Below are 20,134 nucleotides of genomic sequence, written 5' to 3'. Positions count from 1 at the left end.
GGTGCTTCGCGAACGCTTCGAGCGGAAACGGCGACGATCCCCCGCAGCGGCGAGGTCACGCTCGTACTGCGCGCGTCGCCGACAGGCCACCTGGCAGTACATCCGCGGCCGGCCCGCACCCTGTCGCTGACGAAACCGGCGCCTGCACCCCTGGAATGCGCAGTCGCTGAAGACCACCATCCTCCCAGCACGTCGCTTCTCGTCCCTAGCGCCCGTCACTCCGCCCCCACTCCCTCGGCCACTCTTCAACCCCCTTCCGGCGACACGCCCTCGCTTGGGGCGAGCCCCGGAGAGGCCCGCCCCTTCCAACTAGCGGCGCCGGATACGGAAACAGGTGAGAGCAGTCCGGTCCGCCCACACCACAGGCCCGAGAACTGCAAGCGCCTCGTACGACGGCGGCTCGCCCTTCAGGACAACGGCGGCCACCAGAGCACCCAGCAGCACGGAACTCCACCGCAGCGTGAAGCCGAAAACGCTCAACAGCGAAGTTCGGCCGGCACTAAAAACCGGAATGGTATTCTCGGGACATACCAGAAACCTGCTGACAGGCTTCTGGTCAACGTGTTCGATCACTCTGCGCTCCCTCTCTTGTTGGAACCGGACGGACACGTGAGGGCTTCGAGGGGTTCACCGCCTGCCTCGAAGCCCTTACACGTTTCCCTGAACCACAACGTAGCCAGGGTTGGAGAGCCGCCACCATTCCAAGAAAGTCCATGAAAGCGGAATGACCTTGTACCGTCCGGCGCGGCAAGGCAACGATCGGCAAGGCTGGTTCGCCAGATTTTCACCCGCATTCCGGAAAAATCGGAAGGGAAAGCGGGATGAAAGTCGAGCCGGAAGGCGCGCCCTCAGTGAAAAGCCCTTCCGTTCCGCGGCACCAGCCACCCTAAAGAGTGAAAAAGCTGCTTCATCTTTCTTCCGAGCATGCAAGTGCACCTGAGAACCAGAACTCCAGCCCAGGGACGCAGAGGGAAACCGTCACTGGATAACCAGCTTCACCGCCACTTACCAGCAACTGAACTTGAATAGGTGATGTCGGACCCCGGCCGCCCAACGTAGGGGCCCTGAGCTGTACTGAGACGTCATCCGCTTATCGATGGCGGGGCTGGTCTGGTCGAACAGGGTTCTTGTTCGGGTGATCGCGCGAGGGCCAGCGCATGACAGCAGGGCCTCTTGGTAGGTCGGGGTGCGAACCAAACCAATCACCAGGAGGCCCTGTTGCCGCGGTCTTTCGCGCTCATCTGTGTGGAGTCCAACTCGCCGTCCCTGTCGTGTGACTGCCTCGCACACGGGTTCGATAACGCGGCCGACGGGCCGGAGCGCGTGCGGTGTTACGACTCGGACATGACGGATGCGGAATGGCAGGTCATCCAGGCGGTGCTACCGGTGCCCGCGTGGCTTGAAGGACGGGGCGGTCGGCCGGAGAGCTACTGCCACCGTGTGATGCTGGAGCAATGCCACGAAGTTAAGCGTCAGTTGACGTTGTCAAGCGCGACCGCAACGCGAGACGGGCCTCTGCTACCCAGGGGATCGACCAAGATCTTCTGAGAGAGCAGAGGCCCTGTGACACAGTCTGTCACGTACGGAATTGATGATGTGTTCGCGCCAGGACACGTCGGCGAATTGACACAGGTCATCCCAACCGAACTGGTGGATGCGGTGTTGGAGGAGACCGGAACTCGCGAGCGACGGCTACGCCTTCTCCCCTCGCGTGTCGGGGTGTACTTCGTGCTCGCGCTCGGATTGTTCGAGCACCTCGGCGCCCGGACTGGCCGTTGCGGTGCCACAGACGTCGGAGAAGGCCCTTCGCGACGTGCGTCGGAGGATCGGAGCGGCCCCGTTCCAGCGGCTGTTCGAGGTGATGGCAGGCCCGTTGGCCCAACCGTCCACCCCCGGCGTGCGGTACCGACGCTGGCGGACAGTCGCCTTCGACGGCTGTGGGAGTCTGAACGTCCCCGACCACGAGCGCAATCGGTCCTGGCTCGGCCGCACGCCGCGCCGGCACGGCCCTTCTGGCTACCCCCGGCTGATGCTGATGACCTTGTGCGAAACCGGCACCCGCGGACTGATTGCTGCCGCCTTCGGCACCGCCTCGAAGGGTGAAACCGACTATGCACACGACCTGGTCCACCACTTGACGTCAGACATGCTCCTGCTGGCAGACCGCGCCTTCGACAGCAACAAACTACTCGCGGACATCGCCGCTCAGGGGGCACAGTTCCTGATCCGCGCCACCAGCACCCGGCGCCCGCCGGTGCTCGCGCTGCTGCCCGACAGCTCCTACCTCACCCGGATCGGCGGCGTCCGACTGAGGGTGATCGAAGCCGAGATCCGCTCCCGCTCCGCCGACGGCGACTTCGGCGGAACCTACCGCCTGCTCACCACGTTGAGCGACCACCGTACAGGCCCGGCAGACCGCCTGGTGGGTCTCTACCACGAGCACTGGGAGATCGAGACCGCCTACCTGGCACTACGCCACACCCTGCTCAAGGGGCGCGTTCTACGGTCGAAGGACCCGATGGGCCTCACCCAGGAAACATGGGCACTCCTGACCATCTACCAGGCCCTGCGCTCCATAATGGTGACCGCAGTGGAAACAGTGTCCGGCTGCGATCCTGACCGAGCTGGCTTCACCGTGGCCCTGGAAGCCGCGCGCGACACGGTCGTCAGCGCCCCTGGAACGACCGCAACCGCAGCCCCGACCAGACGCCCCGACCTGGTCGGACACATCGGAACCCGCGTCCTGCGGGCACTGCTGCCCAAGCGCCGAATGCGGCTGTCCGCTCTCATCGTCAAGTGCGGAACGTCCCGCTATGCCATCTGGAACCGTGACGAGCGACCTCGCGACAGCACGCCGATCACCGCCATCGTGATCACCGTGCGTCCACCGGCTCTTCCCACCGCGCATACCCCGGACCGGCTCGCCGCCGGTCGCTGGGGGCAGGTCTGCCGGATTTTGGCGGAGCACCTCAATCAGGCCATGCACGCCCGCGACATCGCAGGAAACCTCGGCCTCTCTGCCTCCGGACGCGTACTCAGCGGATTCAACGCGCAGCTCTGCTACTGGGCACGCAACGGCCGACTCGTGCGCACGGCACCGAGCACGTGCAAGCTCCCACTTCCGGAGGTCTTGACAACGTCAACTGACGCTTAACTTCGTGGCATTGGATGATCAAGCGGTGGCCGTACCCGTTCCCAACAGGGTCCGCGGCAAGGTCGCGAAGCCGGACTGTAAGCACTCAACTCATCAAAGCGAGTGCTCGTGAGCCTGGCGGGACCGGCACCGACAGAGACGACCGGGAACCGGTCGACGGCGGGGGCACGGGTGGTGACCCACCATTATGGCGACGCCTCACACCCCGGGGAGCGAAAGCGTCATCTTCCGTGACCGGCGGCATTGTGCCGTCCCGGCTGGCGTCGGCCTCACACGAGAAGAGTGACGGTCAACGGATCATCCAGGGCGCCGAGGCCCCGCACACGGTCCCGGGAGATCGCGATGATGACGTCCCGCAAGCAGGTCAGTTCGGCCAGCGGAGTGACGTCGATGTCCCCTTCCGCCGCCATGTCCCCGCTCAACTCACAAACCACCAGCCCGGGGAAGACATAGGGCAGCCGCCGCACCGCCGCCTGGACAACGCGGTCACCGCCTCCTCCGGACAGCTCCAGATGAGAGACACCACCGAGGACCGCGTCCGACGGCAGTGCCTCCAAGGAAACGGCGGTCGTGCTGAGCTCAGTGAGACGGGACAGGGAGCGGATCTCGGCCCACTCCTCGGCGGAGGCGGGGCACGACGGGCTGTTGAGGGTGAGGCTCTTCATTCCCGGGAAGTCGCCGATGCCCCGCACGCCTCCCTCGGGGCGCATGCTGCCCGCCACCTTCAGTACGTGGAGTGAGGTCGACCTAGGTAGGTCCGCCAGGGACCAGCGTAGATCCGCGGGGCCGGTGAGCGTGAGCGTCGTCAGCTCCGGCAGCTGGGACAACGGGCGCAGGTCCAGGTCGGAGCGGGTGGTGGAGATGTCCAGATAGCGGATCGGGAGTCCGGTCAGGGCTGACAGATCGGTTAGATGAGGGCAGTCGTCGATGATGAGGGAACGCAGCCGCGTCTGCCCAGTGAGGAACTTCAGGTCGGTGATCTCTTTGCTGGACACGGAAAGAGACGCGAACGGTTGCTCGGCGGAGTACATGGCCAGGGCTTCCAGGGAGACCCCAGTCCTGATGTCCAGGCCGTCTGGATGCACCCTGAGACGGATCAGCTGACGCAACTGCTCGTCGGACTGGATCGTGCAGCTTAGCCCGGTCAGGTCCAGTCGCGCGACGACCTCCTCGGCGTACCGCGCCGTGTCAAAGCGTGACCAGGCCCAAAGGAGATGAAGGCGGATTGGCACGAAAGAGTGGTCGGCGAAACGGGAGAGGAAGGCGACGGCGGCGTCGGACTTGATGTGTGAGGCAGCGACGACCACGTTGAAGGCGGGCACGTCGTCATTCAGTTCATCGGGCCCGGGCAGGAGGTGCAGGATCAGCGGGCCGACTTCGGCGAGGGCCTGGGCCTCCGCTTCGCTTCCCGGCGGGACCAGGGTCGCGGTGCGCTGTTCCACGGCCTCGCGAATGGCGGGATCGAGGGCCGTGGCGTGCTCCAGACAGGCGGCGGCGAGCAGGTAGATCCTGGCCTGCACCCGCTGCTCCACGGCCCGGTCCCCCTGGGCCAGCAGCGCCTCGAAGATCGTCACGCGTTCACGGGCGCGGGCCAGGGCGACTGCCATACGGATGACGTCCTCCCATTGGTCATCGGCCGCGTGCTCGCTGAGCAGACCGAAGTCACCCTCTTCGAGTGCCGCCCGGGCACCGAGGAAATCCTGGAAGGTGCGGTGGATGAAGTCTACGGAGTCGAGGGAAGGCTCGCGGAGCAGCCCGCTGCGCTGCAGGAAGTGGTCGAACACGGCTGACGCGTCGCCCAGCGCGGCCACTTCAGGCACCGAAGGAAGGGCCCGGCCGATGATGGACTCGGCACGCGCACGGTCCATCTCGGTGTGGCCGTTCTTGATCAGCCAGTACGCGAGCCGCTGGAGTACGTCGAGCTGGGGGTCGTCGGCCAGCTCTGGACCCTCCATGTCCCGCTCCCGGTCGCGGCGGCTGAGGAGCATCGAGAGCGCGGCCTCGTAGAGGTCCTTGCGGCCGTGAGGGAGGTAGCCCCGGCGGTCACGGTGCAGAGCGCAGATCAACCCGCACATCAGAGGGTTAGTAGCCAGCCGGGCCAGCCCCGGGTCGGTGCGGACGGCGGTGAGCAACTGCGCCTCATACCTCTCCAGGTCGGCGTCGTCCTCGCCGTCGGCGCACGCCGCGTGGTGCCAGCGGCGGATGAACGTGGCGATGCTGGAGGGGTCCATCGCCGCAAGGCTCAGCCCGGTGAAACCCTCTTCGGCGAGCCAGTCCCGGTCCACGGCCGCCGGACGGGACGTGATCAGCCAGCGGTTATCACCGTCGTAGGTCTCCACGAGGTCCCGCAGCCACCTCCGAGCCCGCTCGCGCTCGCGGTCCGGTATCTCGTCGATGCCATCGACGAGGAGGAGACCGCGCCCTGCGAGCAGCACCCTGTGCTCCCAGCCATCGGGCTGGGAGCCGTCGAGGGGGCAGCTGGTGGCGGCCAGGAACCGCTTGGGGGAGGGGAGGTCCTTGCCGTTGCGTGTCAGGGTACGCAGGGGGAGGACGAACGGGATGCGGTCGTACAAGTAGTCAGCGTCGTCAGGGAGGTCCTGGCGGGCGGCGGTGACCGCGAGCCACTGGACCAGCGTCGTCTTGCCCGACCCGGCCTCGCCGCGCAGCAGCACACGGTGGCTGGTGGCGAGGGCACGATCTGCGGGCTGAGGGGTGAACAGGCCCGAGTGCAGGCTGTTTAGTGACTGGCTGAGCTCCCGAAGGAGAAGGCCCGCCCGACCGGGGTCGGCGGGCTCGCGCGCCGGGTGCTTTCTCGTCTCCGCCCGCAGTGACCACAACTTCTCCACGGAGGCGGAGTTCAACACGACGCATTCCCCGTCGTCCGTCGCGGACCGGACGGTCGCCGCGCTCAGCAGGACGGCCGCACGCTCATCGGAGGTTGCGGCTGCGGCCGCGTCACCGAGGAGCTGATCCAGTACCACCCGGTTCAACGATGGTGACGTATGGAGGCTGAGATAGGCCACGTCCAGCGGCCACCGTCGTGGGGAATTGTTGAGGTCGATGCCGTAGATGGTCAGCTTGCCCTGCTTCTTCGCCACGTGGGCGAGATACCGCTGCTCGAAGACGGCGTCCTCACCACCAGGGAGCGGGTTGCGGCGGATCAGTTCGTCGAGCTTGACGACGAGTTCGCCGAGGCTGCGGGCCTGCTCGACCAGAGCGTGGGCGACGAACGTCGAGCGCCGCGTGAAGAAGTGCAGGATATGCAGGCAGGCCGTGTCGAGCAGACTCTCGTAAAAGTACGTGCCGTCGGCCGACAGATGGCGTTCGGGGGAGCCGCTCGCACGCCGCAGGGAACGGGCGAACTCCGAGTGGCCGAGGCGGACCGCGTCGAGGTCGGTGACCGTAATGTCGCCGAGGGCACGCAGCGTGACTGCGAGGGCGTCGGTGACGGCCTGCTGTTCGTCGGCCGCGACGGGCCGCTCGCCAGCCCGCAGGGCCTGTTTGACGAGCCGGTCGGCCAGACGGCCGACATCGGCGTCGGTGAGGGTGCGCTTCTCGCCCCTGAAGGAAACGTACGCCGAGATGCGGACAGGCTTGTCGACCAGTCCCGCCCCGGGGCCCTCGCTGACGAAGAGCTTCTTGATGAGCGGGCCGATGGCGGCCGAGGCCAGCCGCGCGCCGATGACCGTGGGTTCCAACTCTGCCCCCTGGAACTGCGATGACCCCTGCACTGCGATCCTACGGCGTCCTGGGCGGTCCGTACCGGCCCCGCCCGGAAGATCCGCAGCTCAGCCGAGCCGAGGGCACTGTCACGTTGGCGGATGGCGTGGGAGGGGCCTCGGGTTGATCATGGTGGAGGGGGATCGTCCGTGGGGAGCACGTCGCCGTCGTACAAGGGGCACCGGTACCCGGTCGAGGTGATCTCCCACTGCGTGTGGCTGTACTTCCGCTTCCCGCTCAGCTTCCGCGAGGTCGAGGAGCTGATGCTCCAGCGCGGCGTGATCGTCTCCTACGAGACGGTCCGGCGGTGGTGCGCCAAGTTCGGGCAGGCCTACGCCGACGGACTGCGTCGCCGCCGGCCCCGGCCCGGGGATAAATGGCATCTGGACGAGGTGTTCATCAAGGTCAACGGGGAGCGGGAGTACCTGTGGCGGGCCGTCGACGCCGACGGCAGCGTGCTCGACATCCTCGTGCAGAGCCGCCGGGACAAGGCCGCCGCCCGGCGCTTCTTCCGCCGGCGGATGAAGAAGACACGCGCGGTGCCACGCGTGATCGTCACGGACAAGCTCCGCTCCTACGGCGCAGCCCACCGCGAGGTCATGCCCTCGGTCGAACGCCGCTCCCGCAAGGGCCTGAACAACCGGGCCGAGAACAGCCACCAGCCCACTCGGCAGCGTGAACGCGCGATGAAGGGCTTCCGCAGCGTCGGCGCAGCCCAGCGGTTCCTGTCCGCGTTCAGCGGCATCTCACCCCACTTCCGGCCCCGCCGCCACCTGATGACCGCCCCGAACACCGAGCCGAGATGACCATCCGCTTCGCCATCTGGGACCAGATCACCGGCGCTGTCGGCCGGCCCACCACGGCCTGAACACAGGCCCGGACCACGGGCCCACCATGCCCCGACACACCACCAGACACTCACACACCCAACAACGTGACAGCGCCTGCCGCAGGAGGTTCGGACGCGGCCGGCTCATCTCCGCTCGCGCAGAGAGCACTGCGGGGCATCAGATCTCCTCGGCTCGGTCGCCGGCTCACCTCCGCTCGCGCAGAGAGCACCGCTGGGCCGGACTCCGGACTGGAACAAGTGGCGGCTCACCTCCGCTCGCGCAGAGAGCACTCGATGCCCGGGGTCTCGGTGGGGTCGGCCATCGGCTCACCTCCGCTCGCGCAGAGAGCACGCCGGGGCGGCTTCCTGCCGGTCCTCCTCGTCCGGCTCACCTCCGCTCGCGCAGAGAGCACACGCGACGGGCCACCTCCGCTTGCGCGGAGAACGGCTCACCTCCGCTCGCGCAGAGAGCACCCGCAGGTCAACGAGCAGGAGGCCGGTGCGGCCGGCTCACCTCCGCTCGCGCAGAGAGCACACCGCCCCAGCGGGCCCGGCGGGTGTCCTGGGCGGCTCACCTCCGCTCGCGCAGAGAGCACGCTCGCGCTCATGCCGCTGCCCCCTCAAGGTCCGGCTCACCTCCGCTCGCGCAGAGAGCACGCGGCCTGGCACGACTGGCGGGCCGTCCTCGACGGCTCACCTCCGCTCGCGCAGAGAGCACTCCCGCGCCATGGCCTGGCTCGGGTCGCGCAGCGGCTCACCTCCGCTCGCGCAGAGAGCACGTCCAGATCTGCGGGTTCTGCCCCGTGCAGGCCGGCTCACCTCCGCTCGCGCAGAGAGCACAACAACGGGGCCCGCCGACTCCGAGAAATGATCGGCTCACCTCCGCTCGCGCAGAGAGCACGCGCGGGCCGACATCGAGTCGCTGCGGGGCGACGGCTCACCTCCGCTCGCGCAGAGAGCACTCCACGAGCTCCCGGATCCGGTCGTCGATGAGCGGCTCACCTCCGCTCGCGCAGAGAGCACAAAACGCAGGAGTGGCAGGCCCAGGACTGGGGCGGCTCACCTCCGCTCGCGCAGAGAGCACTCCCCGGCGGCAGAGTCGGCGTCCGCCGTCTCCGGCTCACCTCCGCTCGCGCAGAGAGCACACCAGTTCGCCGCGCTGGAGGTGCGGGAGCATCGGCTCACCTCCGCTCGCGCAGAGAGCACGCAACCGAAGCGATTCCCCTACGGGGACGGCGCGGCTCACCTCCGCTCGCGCAGAGAGCACCCGTACAGCACGTTCTTCAGCGTCATCCGGTTCGGCTCACCTCCGCTCGCGCAGAGAGCACGTCCAGGCTCGCCGTAGGCGACCGCGGAGCGGCGGCTCACCTCCGCTCGCGCAGAGAGCACGTCAAGGTCGAGGCCGAGCGCCTCGCCGACGACGGCTCACCTCCGCTCGCGCAGAGAGCACGCCTCCTGCTCCTCCTCGGGACGGGTATCGATCGGCTCACCTCCGCTCGCGCAGAGAGCACGGCACCCACCTCATCGAAGTCGACACCGACCACGGCTCACCTCCGCTCGCGCAGAGAGCACAGCACGGCGAGCAGGAGCCCCGGGAGGTTGTACGGCTCACCTCCGCTCGCGCAGAGAGCACTCACCGCCGTGCACCCCGGCGCGCTCCCCTACCGGCTCACCTCCGCTCGCGCAGAGAGCACCCGTGCTCGTGCCACAGGCCGGCCGCGACCAGCGGCTCACCTCCGCTCGCGCAGAGAGCACCCGTGCTCGTGCCACAGGCCGGCCGCGACCAGCGGCTCACCTCCGCTCGCGCAGAGAGCACGCGGTGGCGTAGCCGATGATCGCGGCCGGGATCGGCTCACCTCCGCTCGCGCAGAGAGCACCAATCATCGGGATCTCCATCATCGCCTCGGCCCGGCTCACCTCCGCTCGCGCAGAGAGCACCCTTCGCGACCTGCACCCATTCGACCCCTTTGCGCTTTCTTTTCCAAGTCTCGTAGTGCATGTATCTCGATTCGCCGTAGTCGCGCAGCGAGTGTAAGGCTCGATCCTCATATCGCAAGCACATCGGGCTATTTGGGGCTGTTGTCAGTGCGGGGTGCTATCCCTGAGCACATGGTGAAGCATGAGGGCGTCGACTCCTCAGAGAACTGCTTTCTGGACACTCGCATGTGGGGAAAGGAGCACGGACTGTCGCGACCGTATCCCGTGGTGTGTCACCTTCTGGACACTGGGGCGGTGCTCCAGGAACTTTGGGACGTCGTTCTGAGCGACAAGACCCGGGCTGCCATAGCAGATGCACTCGGTCTGAGCATGACGGAGGCTCGGACGCTGGTCTCGTTCTGGGCCGGATTGCATGACGTCGGTAAGATCACGCCCCCGTTCCAGGCCCAGCTCCCCTACTGTTACGGCCCGGTTCGCAACGATCCCTTCTACGTCAGTGCACCAGGTGCCGAGGCCGAGAAGAGCTTCCGCCACGAGATCGCATCGCACTGGGCTCTTACCGAACTGTTCACGGCGGCAGGCTATCCCAGTGATGGGCGTCTGCTCCGAAAATCTGTAGGTCATCAGGTCGCACAGCTGTTGGGTGGCCATCACGGCCTTTTCGGAGCAGTACTGAAGGCGAAGGAAACGGCACAGGCTAGCAGGTACAACGCTGGTCTGGGGGCACAAGGTTGGGCTGATCAGCGACGAGCGCATTTCGAGGAGCTTCGGCGCGCCATGGGGGCGTTCGCAGTTCCTGTGGGTGGGCTGCCTGCCGGGCTGGCTGTAGTCGTGGCCGGTTTGGTCGTGGTGGCGGACTGGCTGGCGAGCCAAGCGTCCGTGATCGAGCCGCGTCTTCCTGCTTCTGGCTGGTCGGGTACGGCGGAGGAGGTCGATGCGCACTGGCAGGCAGCGGTGAAGGCCGCGCCGGGGCTGGTGCGGGCTGCACGGTTGGGTCGGGCTCGGTTCTCGGCTGAGGAGTTCAGCGCGATGTTCCCGTTTACGCCCAACAGTCTGCAGCGGGATCTGGCGGAGCATCTTCCCGGCCTGGTCGATGAGCACGGGGCTGGGCTGGTGCTGGTGACAGCTCCGACCGGTGACGGGAAGACGGAGGCGGCGTTGTTCGCGTCTTCGTTGCTGGGGCGGGCGTCGGGGGCCCGGGGTTTGTACTTCGCATTACCGACGATGGGTACGGCGGACGCGATGCGGCCGCGGGTGGAGGCGTTCGCTTCCCGGTCCCTGTCCGGTGAGCGTGCGTTGATGCTGTTGCATTCGATGGCATGGCTGAGCCCCCCGGGCGGTGAGGGTGAAGCGGCTTCTGAAGCGCTGGTCGGCGAGGGTGTGATGAGTACTGGCAGGGGGACAGTCGTCGAGGCGGATGGGTGGTTGCGGGGTTCGAAGCGTGGGCTGCTCGCGCCCTTGGGTGTGGGCACGATCGACCAGGCCCTGAGTGCCGTGCTGCCTCTGCGGTACAACGCGCTGCGGCTGTTCGGGTTATCGGGCAAGGTGTTCGTGGTTGATGAGGCGCATGCCTACGGTCCGTGGATGCATCAGCTCCTGGTGCGGCTTCTGGAGTGGCTGGGCGCGATGGGTGCCCCGGTGGTGCTGTTGTCGGCCACACTGACGGGCCGTTCGGCCGGTTCACTGGTTGACGCGTATCGGCGTGGTGCCGGGTTTCGTGAACCGTCTCGTGTGGTTCCGCGGTATCCGGGGTGGTTGTTCGCGAGCGGGGTCTCGGGGGAGGTGTCGGCTGCGCGGGGTACCGCGAGCAATCGTGCCCGGACTCTGAAGGTGTCACGGCGGCCGGTGGTGTGGGACACCGCGGAGTCGGCTGGTGCGACGGTTCGGGAAGGGGGTCGGCGTGCGGCGCTGCGGGAGGTGCTGGCTCCCGTGGTCGCGGAGGGCGGCACGGTGCTGGTGTGCTGCACGACTGTGGCCGAGGCCCAGCAGACGTACCGGGATGTGCGGGTGGCGTTCCCCGCTCTGGTGGCCCGGCCGGGTGGGTTGCGGTTGCTGCACTCCCGGTTTCCGGCGGATGTGCGGGCGTCCATCACGGCCTGCTGCGAAAGCACGTACGGCAAGCCCTGCTCCTCGGGGGGAGCGGTTACGGCACGTGCGGCGTCGGTGCTGGTGGCGACGCAGGTGGTGGAGCAGTCCCTGGACTTCGATTTCGATTTGGTGGTGAGTGATCTTGCCCCGCTGGCGCAGCTGTTGCAGCGTGCCGGACGTGGGCGGCGGCATGAACGCGGTCCTCTTGGTCGTCAGCGGTGGGCGGCGGCGGAGGACGAACCGGAGTTGGTCGTGCTCGATCCGCTGGCTGTACCCGACGGCTCCGTCCCGCGTTCGTGGGGGAAGGTCTATGACGCGGGGCTGCTCAGGCGCACTTCCCTGATTCTGGCGAAGTGTGCCGGGGAGGGTATCGCGGTTCCTGGTGGGGTGCAGCGGTTGGTGGACGAGGTGTACGAGGAGGACTTCGTCGACGGGCTGGAGGGTGCGGCCCGTGAGGAGCTGGCTCGGCTGGATGAGGAACGGGTGGCGGAGGAGGCTGCCGAGCGGCATCTCGCGGCGTGGACCGGTATCTGTGCGCCTGCGGATGTGCAGGGCGACCTCAGCAAGCTCTCCCGGCGGGAGGCGGGGGTGACCGAGGAGTTGCTGACGACCCGTCTCGGTGCTGACACCGGCCGGGTGCTCTGTCTTTATGAACAGGCGGACGGGGCGGTGACGCTCGACCCCGGGGGCAAGGAACCGGTTCCTGCCGGGGGCAGGCACGGGCTCAAAGCGGCGGAGCTGGCCAATGTTGCGCGGCGGGTGGCGCCGGTGCCGGGGCGATGGCTGCGGGGCGGCGAGCCTGCTGGGGCCGTTCCTCAGAAGTGGGGGACGCATCCTTCGCTTCGCGACCTCGTTCTGCTGAGCATGAGCCCCGTGGGGGACGGCACCTGGAGGTGCCGGCACGGGCGCTACACGATCTTTCTGTCCGAGGTCGGCCTCGAAGCCGAATGAATTATTCACATTCTCACCACTTGACCCACACGCTTCCGGTATGTTCCAAGTGCGGGCTCCTGCAGTCAAGTTGCCACCGTCCGCAGCAGCTCTGCGGTACGCAGGGCTGGGGCACCGGCAGCGTGCAGCGGGGGCATCGGTTTCCACCCCAGCGCCGCACTTTCTGCAATGACGACAGGACACAGCCATGCCAACCGGCACGTACAACCTGATCGACCAGCCGTGTGTCCCCGTGCGCTGGAAACCCGGCAGCGCCGCCTCTGCTGCAGGCGGGTTCCCGGACCGGGTGGGGCTGCGTGAACTCCTGCTGCGCAGCCACGACATCGAGTGCCTCGCCGTCGCCGACGCGCCCGCGCACGCGGCGTTGCTCCGGATCCTTTACGCACTCACGGCCGGGGTGGCCGGCCTGAGCGAGCAGGGCCCCGAGGGCGACTGGGACGAACGCCGGCTGGATATTCTCGACACGGGCCGACTTCCGGCCGGAGAGATCGATGCGTATTTCAGGAGGTTCGAGGACCGGTTCTTCCTGTTCGCCCCTGGCGGTCGCCCGTGGATGCAGGATCCCCGGCTGGCGGACCAGTGCGATGTCACAAGGACCGCCGGTGTCAACAAGCTCATCGTCACCCGGCCCTCGGGCAACAACCACTCCTGGTTCCGGCACGACTCGGACCTTGCAGCTGAGCCGCCCACCGCGTCCGACGCTTTCCTCAGTCTCCTGGTGTGGCACTACTACGGCCCGTCCGGTCGCTGTTCGGCCCGCGAAGTGAACGGGGTGAAGAGCGCGAGCGCCACCGCCGGCCCGCTGCGGACCGCTTTGTCCTACCACCCCGAAGGCACGTCTCTCTTCGAGACGCTGCTCGCCGGTCTGGTGCCGCCGGATACCGGTGTGCGAGGGGAGGAGGACCTGTGCCCGTGGGAACAGGACGAGCTGCCCGATCCGGACAGCCCGCCGAGGGAGTCCCGGGGGCCGCGTTCCCGGCATACCGGCCGCTCCCAGCACGCGCTGCTCCTGGTTCCGGACCAGGACAGCACTCATGTACAAGACGCATTCATCACCTGGGCGTACCGGGGGGAGCGGATGCCGCGGGAGGACGACTACCTGATCTGGCAGGTCAGTCAGCAGGGCAACCGGTATCCGCGTCCGGCCGACGCAGGCCGGGCACTGTGGCGGGACCTGGATGCCCTGCTGCTGCAGCATCCGCCCGCCGGCAGTGCACACCCGCAGCAGCCTCGGGTGTTCCACAGCGCGGTCGAGGTGTCCGAGGACCTGCGGGTGCGGGCGCTCGGCTTCGACCAGGAGGGTCAGGCCAAGGACACGCAGTTCATCGACGCCAGTACCCCGGCCGTCCTCGGATTCGCCGAGCACAACGACGCCCGCACTGTTCCCGCGGTGGGTCGCCTGCGGCAGTTCGGGGAACTGTACGGGCGGCGTCTGGACCGGGCGGTCAAACGCGCCTGGGTCTCCTACGTCAGGGATGCCAAGGCAGATGGCGCGGCCTGGGCCGCAGAGGGCGGCGCCCGGTACTGGCCTCGTGCCGAGGCCGAGTTCTGGGCACGTTTCCGTCTCCTGGACCGCACCGGGAACGTCGTCGACGGTGGTTTCGACCCGGCAGCCACCCGCCGGGCGTTCCTGCGCCTGGCCGAGGAGGCGTACGACACGGTGACCGCGCCTGTCACCCGCACGCTGCGCGGCGCGAAGGCCGTCTCGCAGGCCCGCATCGAGCTTTACGGCGGAACACCGAAGAACCGGCAGGCCGAACCCGGCCCCCGCGCGAAGACCAAGGAGATCACCGGATGACGACCACTCCCCCGCCAGCCACCGGCGGCATCGCCGGCCCGCCGGATACGGCGGCCGGGAAGATCCCGCAGCAGAGCAGCACACAGCAGACCGGCCGCTCGCGCGCGTACACCAACTGGATCGAGCGGATCTGCCGCGAAGACGCCGGAGCCCGCAGTGCCTTGCGCAGCGGACTGCGGAAGGATCTCGACTCGGTGCAGCGAATGCACCGCCTGGTCGCCCCGTGGCTGCCCGAGCCCCGCTCCGCGGACGTGGAACGGGCGTATTACACCGTCGCCGCGATGATCGCCGCCCAGCCCCGCAGCGCATCGGCGCCACCGGCCCCCACCGCCGCTGATCCGGTACGGCCCGATGAGCAGAAGCCATCTCCCAGCACCCGGTGGCGGCGCACCAGTCTCGGCACGGCATTTGCCACCGCCGTCACCGAAGGGCCAGGCAGGGAAAAGGAAATGCGGGCAAGCACCGCAGAAAGCCGCCTCAACCTCCTCACCCGTCAGAGCGTCAACGGCCTGCACCGGCACCTTCCGGCCTCCGTCGGATACCTGCGTTCGCTGGGCGTGGAGGTCGACTGGGCGCAGCTGCTCGACGACATCAGTCTCTGGCGCCGTCGCTCCGGGCGGATCTCGCGCACCTGGCTCCAGGACTTCTATCGGCTGCGGGACAAGGCTGCCGCGCAACGGGCCGATGACGCCGACGAGAAGGAACTCTCGGCAGATCCGGCTGTGGCTCCCGCCTCCTCCTGACCGCGCCCTCACCGGCCCCATGAACCACACAGCACACCCGTCACGCCCATCCGCACGAAGGAGTCACACCAGCATGCTCATGGCCGCCCGTTTCATCGACATCCACATCATCCAGAGTGTCCCGTTCGCCAACCTGAACCGGGATGACACGAACTCCGTCAAAACGGTCCAGTACGGCAATGTGCTGCGCACCCGGGTCAGCAGCCAGTCTTGGAAGCGGGCCGTCCGCGGCATGTTCGAGGACCGAATCGGCCAGGCTGCCCTGCGCACCCGCCGCATCGGCGAGCGCGTCACCCGCCTCCTCGCCGAGGAACGGCAGTGGCCGCTGGATCTCGCCGAGAAGGCAGGGGCGCACACGGCTGCGGCCAGCAGCATCAAGTTCGAACTCGCGAAGGACCCGGCAGACGCCAAGCAGAGCGTCCCCAACAAGGTCCTCACCAACGCGATGGTCTACGTCCCCCAGAGCGCTGTCGCCGAACTCGCTGATCTGGCCGAGGAGTACCGCGAGACGCTGCAAGGGGCCAAAGACATCAAGAAGCCCGCGGACAAGAGCGTCCTGCCCGTCGACCGGGTCGAGGCAGTCTTCCGCTCCCGCAACGGCGTCATCAACCTCTTCGGCCGCATGCTCGCCGAGGTCGACAATGCCGGTGTCGACGGCGCCGTCCAGGTCGCCCACGCCCTCACCACCCACGAGACCGATGTCGAACTCGACTATTTCTCCGCCGTGGACGACATCACCGCCGCCTGGGGCGACCAGACCGGCAGCGGCCACATGGGCCACAGCGAATTCAGCGCCGGTACCTTCTACCGGTACGCCACCATCGACCTCCGCGATCTCGCCGCCAACACCGGCGAAAACCCCGCCGAGCTCCGCGAACTCGCTGCCGCCTTCCTCAGCGCGTTCATCCTGTCCCTGCCCCAGGCGAAGAAGAACTCCACAGCCCCCCACACCATCCCTGACCTCGCCCACATCTCCGTGCGCACCGACCGGCCCCTCTCCTACGCCGCAGCCTTCGAAAGCCCGGTCGCCGCGTCCGGGCAGGGCGGCTTCGCCGACACCTCCCGCACCGCCCTCTCCGAGTACGCCGAGACCGCCAACCGGCTCCTGGGCACCAGCAGCATCCTCGGCTCCGGCTGGGCCGGAGTCGACACCAAGGACCTCGACGGACTCGGCACCCGCCACACCAGCTTCGACACCCTCATCGACGCCGCTCTCGACAACGCTCTGCCCGCGCACCCCGCCGGAGACGCCGCATGAGCACCCTTCTCCCCGCCCCCGAACCAGGACTCCTCCTGCGCCTGGCCGGTCCCCTCCAGTCCTGGGGCCTGCACAGCCACTTCAACGAACGCGACACCGCCGCCTTCCCCACCCGCTCCGGCGTCATCGGCCTCCTCGCCTCGGCCCTCGGACGACGCCGCGGCCAGCCCATCAACGACCTCACAGCACTGCACATGACCGTGCGGACCGACCGGCCCGGCGTGATGCTGCGCGACCTGCACACCGTCGGCGGCGGACTTCCCGCCAAAGCCACCGTGACCACAGCCGAAGGCAAAAAACGCACCGGCGACACCGGAACCCTGCTTACCCACCGCTACTACCTGGCTGACGCCGCCTTCACCCTCGCCCTCACCATCCCCCGGCCAGCCACCGAGGACCACGCACTCCTCGACCGCTGCGCCGACGCCCTGCGCAGCCCCCACTGGCCCCTGCACCTCGGGCGCCGCTCCTGCCCGCCCGAAGGCCCCGTCCTGCTCGGGAAGAGCGACGACGCACTGCACCACCTCATCCACCTGCCCCTCGCCGCCCGCCCGGCCACCGGCCCAGAACCGGGAGGCAGACCGGTGGAATTCCTGGCCGACCGCCCGTTGAACCACCTGCCCGCCCTGCCCTCCACAACCAGCGACACCGGCGAGGACGGCTCCCACCCCTCCGGCGAACTCAACGACCAGCCCCTCAGCTACCACCCCCGCCAACGCGCCTACCGCGCCCGGCCTCTGTACCGGCGCACCCTGCTCCTCCCCTCCTCCCAGTTCGCCGGACTGGGGAAAGCACAGCTCACTGCGCTGGGCCACTACCTCGACACCCGGCTGAACACCACCGAAGGGAGCCGACGATGACCCTCTGGCTCACCCGGATCGTCCCCGACACCCGCTGCCGGAACGCCCGCCGCGACCTCAGCGGCCCCATCGGCATGCACCGCCGCATCATGAGCCTCTTCCCGTCCGACGTCGGCCCCGACCCCCGCGCACGCTTCGGGGTCCTCTTCCGCACCGAAGACACCCCCACCGGGCCGCACCTGCTCATCCAATCCACCCACGAACCCGACACCAACCGCCTGCCCGACGGCTACGGAACCGCGCTCACCCGCCCCCTCGACACCCTCATCGATGCCATCCGCCCCGGCCTTCCCATCCGCTACCGCTGCGTCGCCAGCCCCGTCCGCAAACCCGGCGCCACCACCCGCGCCCTCTACAACCTCCCGCCCGTCGTCCCGCTCACCGGCCCGGCAGCCGACGAATGGTGGCTCCGCCAAGCCGACCTCAGCGGCCTCAAACCCCTCACCCTCCACTCCCACCCCCTGGACGCCATACAAGGAGAACGCCACTCCCCTGACGCCCCGACCCAGCGCATCCGCCACGCCCGCACCCAGTTCGACGGCACCGCAGCCATCATCGACACCGACCTGCTCCGGACAAAAATCCTCAACGGCATCGGACGCGGCAAGGCTTACGGCTGCGGCCTCCTCAGCATCGCTCCCACAAGGCAGCCCCAATGACCCCACGCCCCACAACCGCCCCCCTCACCACCAGCAACGCCCGGCGCAAACTCGCCGCACCCACCGTCGCCATGCTCCCCCGCATCGCCGACTCCCTCTCCTTCCTCTACCTCGACATCGTCCGCATCCACCAGGACGACACCGGAGTCTGCGCAGAAGTCACCAGCGAGCAACGAGGAACAGAGACCGTCTACCTCCCGACCGCAGCCCTCAGCTGCGTCCTCCTCGGCCCCGGCACCTCCATCACCGCCCGCGCCCTCACCACCTTCGCCAGAAACGGCACCACCGTCCTCACCACCGGATCCGGAGGCGTCCGCTGCTACTCAGCAGCCGTCCCCGAATCCCTCACCACCCTCTGGCTCGAACGCCAAACCCGCGCCTGGGCCAGCGACCCCCACCGCCTGGCCATCGCCCAGGCCATGTACGAACTCCACTTCGGAGACGGCACCGCAACCGGCGGAACCAACCTCGACAAACTCCGCGGCATGGAAGGCCAACGCGTCAGAGCCCACTACCAACTCCTCGCCCGCCAATACAAAATCGGCCGCTTCCGCCGCTCCTACGACCCCGCCTCCTGGGACAGCCAAGACCCCGTCAACCTCGCCCTGTCCTCGGCCAACACCTGCCTCTACGGCATCGTGCACGCCGCGATCACCGCACTCGGCTGCTCACCGGCCCTCGGCTTCGTCCACAGCGGCAACCAACAAGCCTTCGTGTACGACATCGCCGACCTCTACAAAGCCGAACTGACCATCCCCCTCGCCTTCTCCCTCCACGCATCGCCCAACCCCGAAAGCGAAGCACGCCGCTCCTTCCGCCACGAACTCCGCCTCTTCCAACTCCTTCCCCGCATCGTCACCGACATCCAGCAACTCCTCGACCCAAACCACACCTACGAACGCCCCGACCCCGAAGAACAAATGGTCGACCTGTGGGACCCGGTCACCGGCTCCGTACCCGCCGGCGTCAACCACGGGAAACCGCTGTGACCCACCCACTGGAAGAACGCGGTCCATGTCCTCAATGATCGTCATCTCAGCCACCGCCGTCCCCGACCATCTGCGCGGCGCTCTCACCCGCTGGCTCCTCGAAGTCACACCCGAGTTGTACGTCGGTACCGTCTCGGCCAAGGTCCGCGACGAACTCTGGTCAGCCGTCACTGCCTGCACCAACGACGGTATGGCAGTACTCGCCCACCCGGCCGACAACGAACAAGGCTTCCAACTACGGACAGCAGGCACCCGCCGCCGCGAGCCCCTCGACTTCGACGGCCTCACCCTGATCGCCTTCCAGCGAGAAAGTCAAGAAATGGCAAACCCCCTCTAGCATGCCAGGTCAGAAAGGGTGCTCTCCGCGCGAGCGGAGGTGAGCCGCTCGGTGGGTGTGCCGCTCAGTCGGTGAGCTGGTGCTCTCCGCGCGAGCGGAGGTGAGCCGTCTGTTAACCCTGGCTGTGATCGCGCTCTACTGTGCTCTCCGCGCGAGCGGAGGTGAGCCGCAGCTCACCGGGGAGTACAACGACCGCGGCATGTGCTCTCCGCGCGAGCGGAGGTGAGCCGTCCCCGTTCGTGTCCGCGATCGCGCTCGCCGAGTGCTCTCCGCGCGAGCGGAGGTGAGCCGGCCACCCCTGTCCCGGAGACGTTCCGGGGCCCGTGCTCTCCGCGCGAGCGGAGGTGAGCCGGTCGTGGAGACGCCCGGATGGGCCACGCACAAGTGCTCTCCGCGCGAGCGGAGGTGAGCCGGGCCTTGTCGCACGCTGGCGGGACGTCACCCAGTGCTCTCCGCGCGAGCGGAGGTGAGCCGACGACCACCACGGTCAACCTGGCAGCAGTCACGTGCTCTCCGCGCGAGCGGAGGTGAGCCGACCACCGGCCACCCCGTCTCGGTCTCCACTATGTGCTCTCCGCGCGAGCGGAGGTGAGCCGTCCAAGACGGAGCCGCGGGCCTGCGGTGCCTGGTGCTCTCCGCGCGAGCGGAGGTGAGCCGCCCGGCCCGAACCCGCCTTCTCCAACAGCACCGTGCTCTCCGCGCGAGCGGAGGTGAGCCGCGTTCACCGAACTGCTCACCCTGTCCGGCCTGGTGCTCTCCGCGCGAGCGGAGGTGAGCCGTCCTTCTTGTGCACCCCCTCACGTCCCCCCT

12 protein-coding genes, 1 pseudogene and 2 CRISPR repeat arrays (1 of these 15 only partly in view) are annotated in these 20,134 nt (G+C 68.1%); of the genes and pseudogenes, 11 read left to right on the top strand and 2 right to left on the bottom strand.

All coding sequences use genetic code 11. The annotated features are described in order from the left end of the window. Positions 1-309: 309 nt before the first annotated feature. The gene (locus ACFYW1_RS27930; RefSeq protein ID WP_388998884.1) at positions 310-573 is read right to left on the bottom strand and encodes a hypothetical protein; all 264 of its coding nucleotides are present in this window, start codon (positions 571-573) and stop codon (positions 310-312) included. Positions 574-1,563: 990 nt separating this feature from the next. Between ACFYW1_RS27930 and ACFYW1_RS27925 the strand changes: the two genes are divergently transcribed. Further along, positions 1,564-2,103, top strand: a complete 540-nt coding sequence (locus tag ACFYW1_RS27925; protein ID WP_388998881.1) for a transposase domain-containing protein — start codon at positions 1,564-1,566, stop codon at positions 2,101-2,103. After that, positions 2,030-3,154 carry a transposase gene (locus tag ACFYW1_RS27920; RefSeq protein ID WP_388998878.1) on the top strand — a complete coding sequence of 375 codons (1,125 nt, stop codon included), beginning with the start codon at positions 2,030-2,032 and terminating at the stop codon, positions 3,152-3,154. The genes ACFYW1_RS27925 and ACFYW1_RS27920 overlap by 74 nt, the downstream gene beginning before the upstream one ends. 269 nt (positions 3,155-3,423) lie before the next feature. Here the strand turns inward: ACFYW1_RS27920 and ACFYW1_RS27915 are convergent, their stop codons facing one another. Next, complete coding sequence (locus ACFYW1_RS27915) at positions 3,424-6,852, bottom strand: NACHT domain-containing protein (protein ID WP_388998875.1); 3,429 nt, start codon at positions 6,850-6,852, stop codon at positions 3,424-3,426. A 123-nt stretch (positions 6,853-6,975) separates the two neighbouring features. Here ACFYW1_RS27915 and ACFYW1_RS27910 point away from each other — a divergent pair. From ACFYW1_RS27910 to cas2e, 9 genes and pseudogenes are all read left to right on the top strand, one after another. Then, a pseudogene (locus tag ACFYW1_RS27910) lies at positions 6,976-7,742 on the top strand (IS6 family transposase). Positions 7,743-7,843: 101 nt separating this feature from the next. Then, positions 7,844-9,642: a CRISPR direct-repeat array (repeat unit 29 nt; unit sequence CGGCTCACCTCCGCTCGCGCAGAGAGCAC). A gap of 170 nt (positions 9,643-9,812) precedes the next feature. Further along, the gene (gene cas3, locus ACFYW1_RS27905; protein ID WP_388998872.1) at positions 9,813-12,680 is read left to right on the top strand and encodes a CRISPR-associated helicase Cas3'; all 2,868 of its coding nucleotides are present in this window, start codon (positions 9,813-9,815) and stop codon (positions 12,678-12,680) included. A gap of 187 nt (positions 12,681-12,867) precedes the next feature. Further along, a complete protein-coding gene (gene casA / locus ACFYW1_RS27900) occupies positions 12,868-14,478 on the top strand; it encodes a type I-E CRISPR-associated protein Cse1/CasA (RefSeq protein ID WP_388998869.1) in 1,611 nt (536 codons plus the stop codon). Further along, positions 14,475-15,221 (top strand): type I-E CRISPR-associated protein Cse2/CasB, encoded by a 747-nt coding sequence (gene casB / locus ACFYW1_RS27895; protein ID WP_388998866.1) that lies wholly within the window; start codon positions 14,475-14,477, stop codon positions 15,219-15,221. The genes casA and casB overlap by 4 nt, the downstream gene beginning before the upstream one ends. A 73-nt stretch (positions 15,222-15,294) precedes the next feature. Then, positions 15,295-16,479 carry a type I-E CRISPR-associated protein Cas7/Cse4/CasC gene (cas7e, locus tag ACFYW1_RS27890; RefSeq protein ID WP_388998863.1) on the top strand — a complete coding sequence of 395 codons (1,185 nt, stop codon included), beginning with the start codon at positions 15,295-15,297 and terminating at the stop codon, positions 16,477-16,479. Continuing rightward, entirely contained in the window at positions 16,476-17,339 is an 864-nt protein-coding gene (gene cas5e, locus ACFYW1_RS27885) for a type I-E CRISPR-associated protein Cas5/CasD (protein WP_388998860.1), read from the top strand. Before cas7e ends, cas5e begins: the two co-directional genes overlap by 4 nt. Then, the gene (gene cas6e / locus ACFYW1_RS27880) at positions 17,336-17,998 is read left to right on the top strand and encodes a type I-E CRISPR-associated protein Cas6/Cse3/CasE (protein WP_388998857.1); all 663 of its coding nucleotides are present in this window, start codon (positions 17,336-17,338) and stop codon (positions 17,996-17,998) included. Before cas5e ends, cas6e begins: the two co-directional genes overlap by 4 nt. Then, the gene (cas1e, locus tag ACFYW1_RS27875; protein WP_388998854.1) at positions 17,995-18,987 is read left to right on the top strand and encodes a type I-E CRISPR-associated endonuclease Cas1e; all 993 of its coding nucleotides are present in this window, start codon (positions 17,995-17,997) and stop codon (positions 18,985-18,987) included. The genes cas6e and cas1e overlap by 4 nt, the downstream gene beginning before the upstream one ends. Before the next feature lie 25 nt (positions 18,988-19,012). After that, complete coding sequence (gene cas2e, locus ACFYW1_RS27870; protein WP_388998852.1) at positions 19,013-19,324, top strand: type I-E CRISPR-associated endoribonuclease Cas2e; 312 nt, start codon at positions 19,013-19,015, stop codon at positions 19,322-19,324. 18 nt (positions 19,325-19,342) lie between these two features. Continuing rightward, a CRISPR array of direct repeats spans positions 19,343-20,134; the repeat unit is 28 nt; unit sequence GTGCTCTCCGCGCGAGCGGAGGTGAGCC; it runs 213 nt beyond the window's last position.

This window comes from Streptomyces sp. NPDC002669, assembly GCF_042889165.1.
Taxonomy (GTDB): Bacteria; Actinomycetota; Actinomycetes; order Streptomycetales; family Streptomycetaceae; genus Streptomyces.
This window is presented reverse-complemented; position numbering and strand designations above follow the sequence as displayed.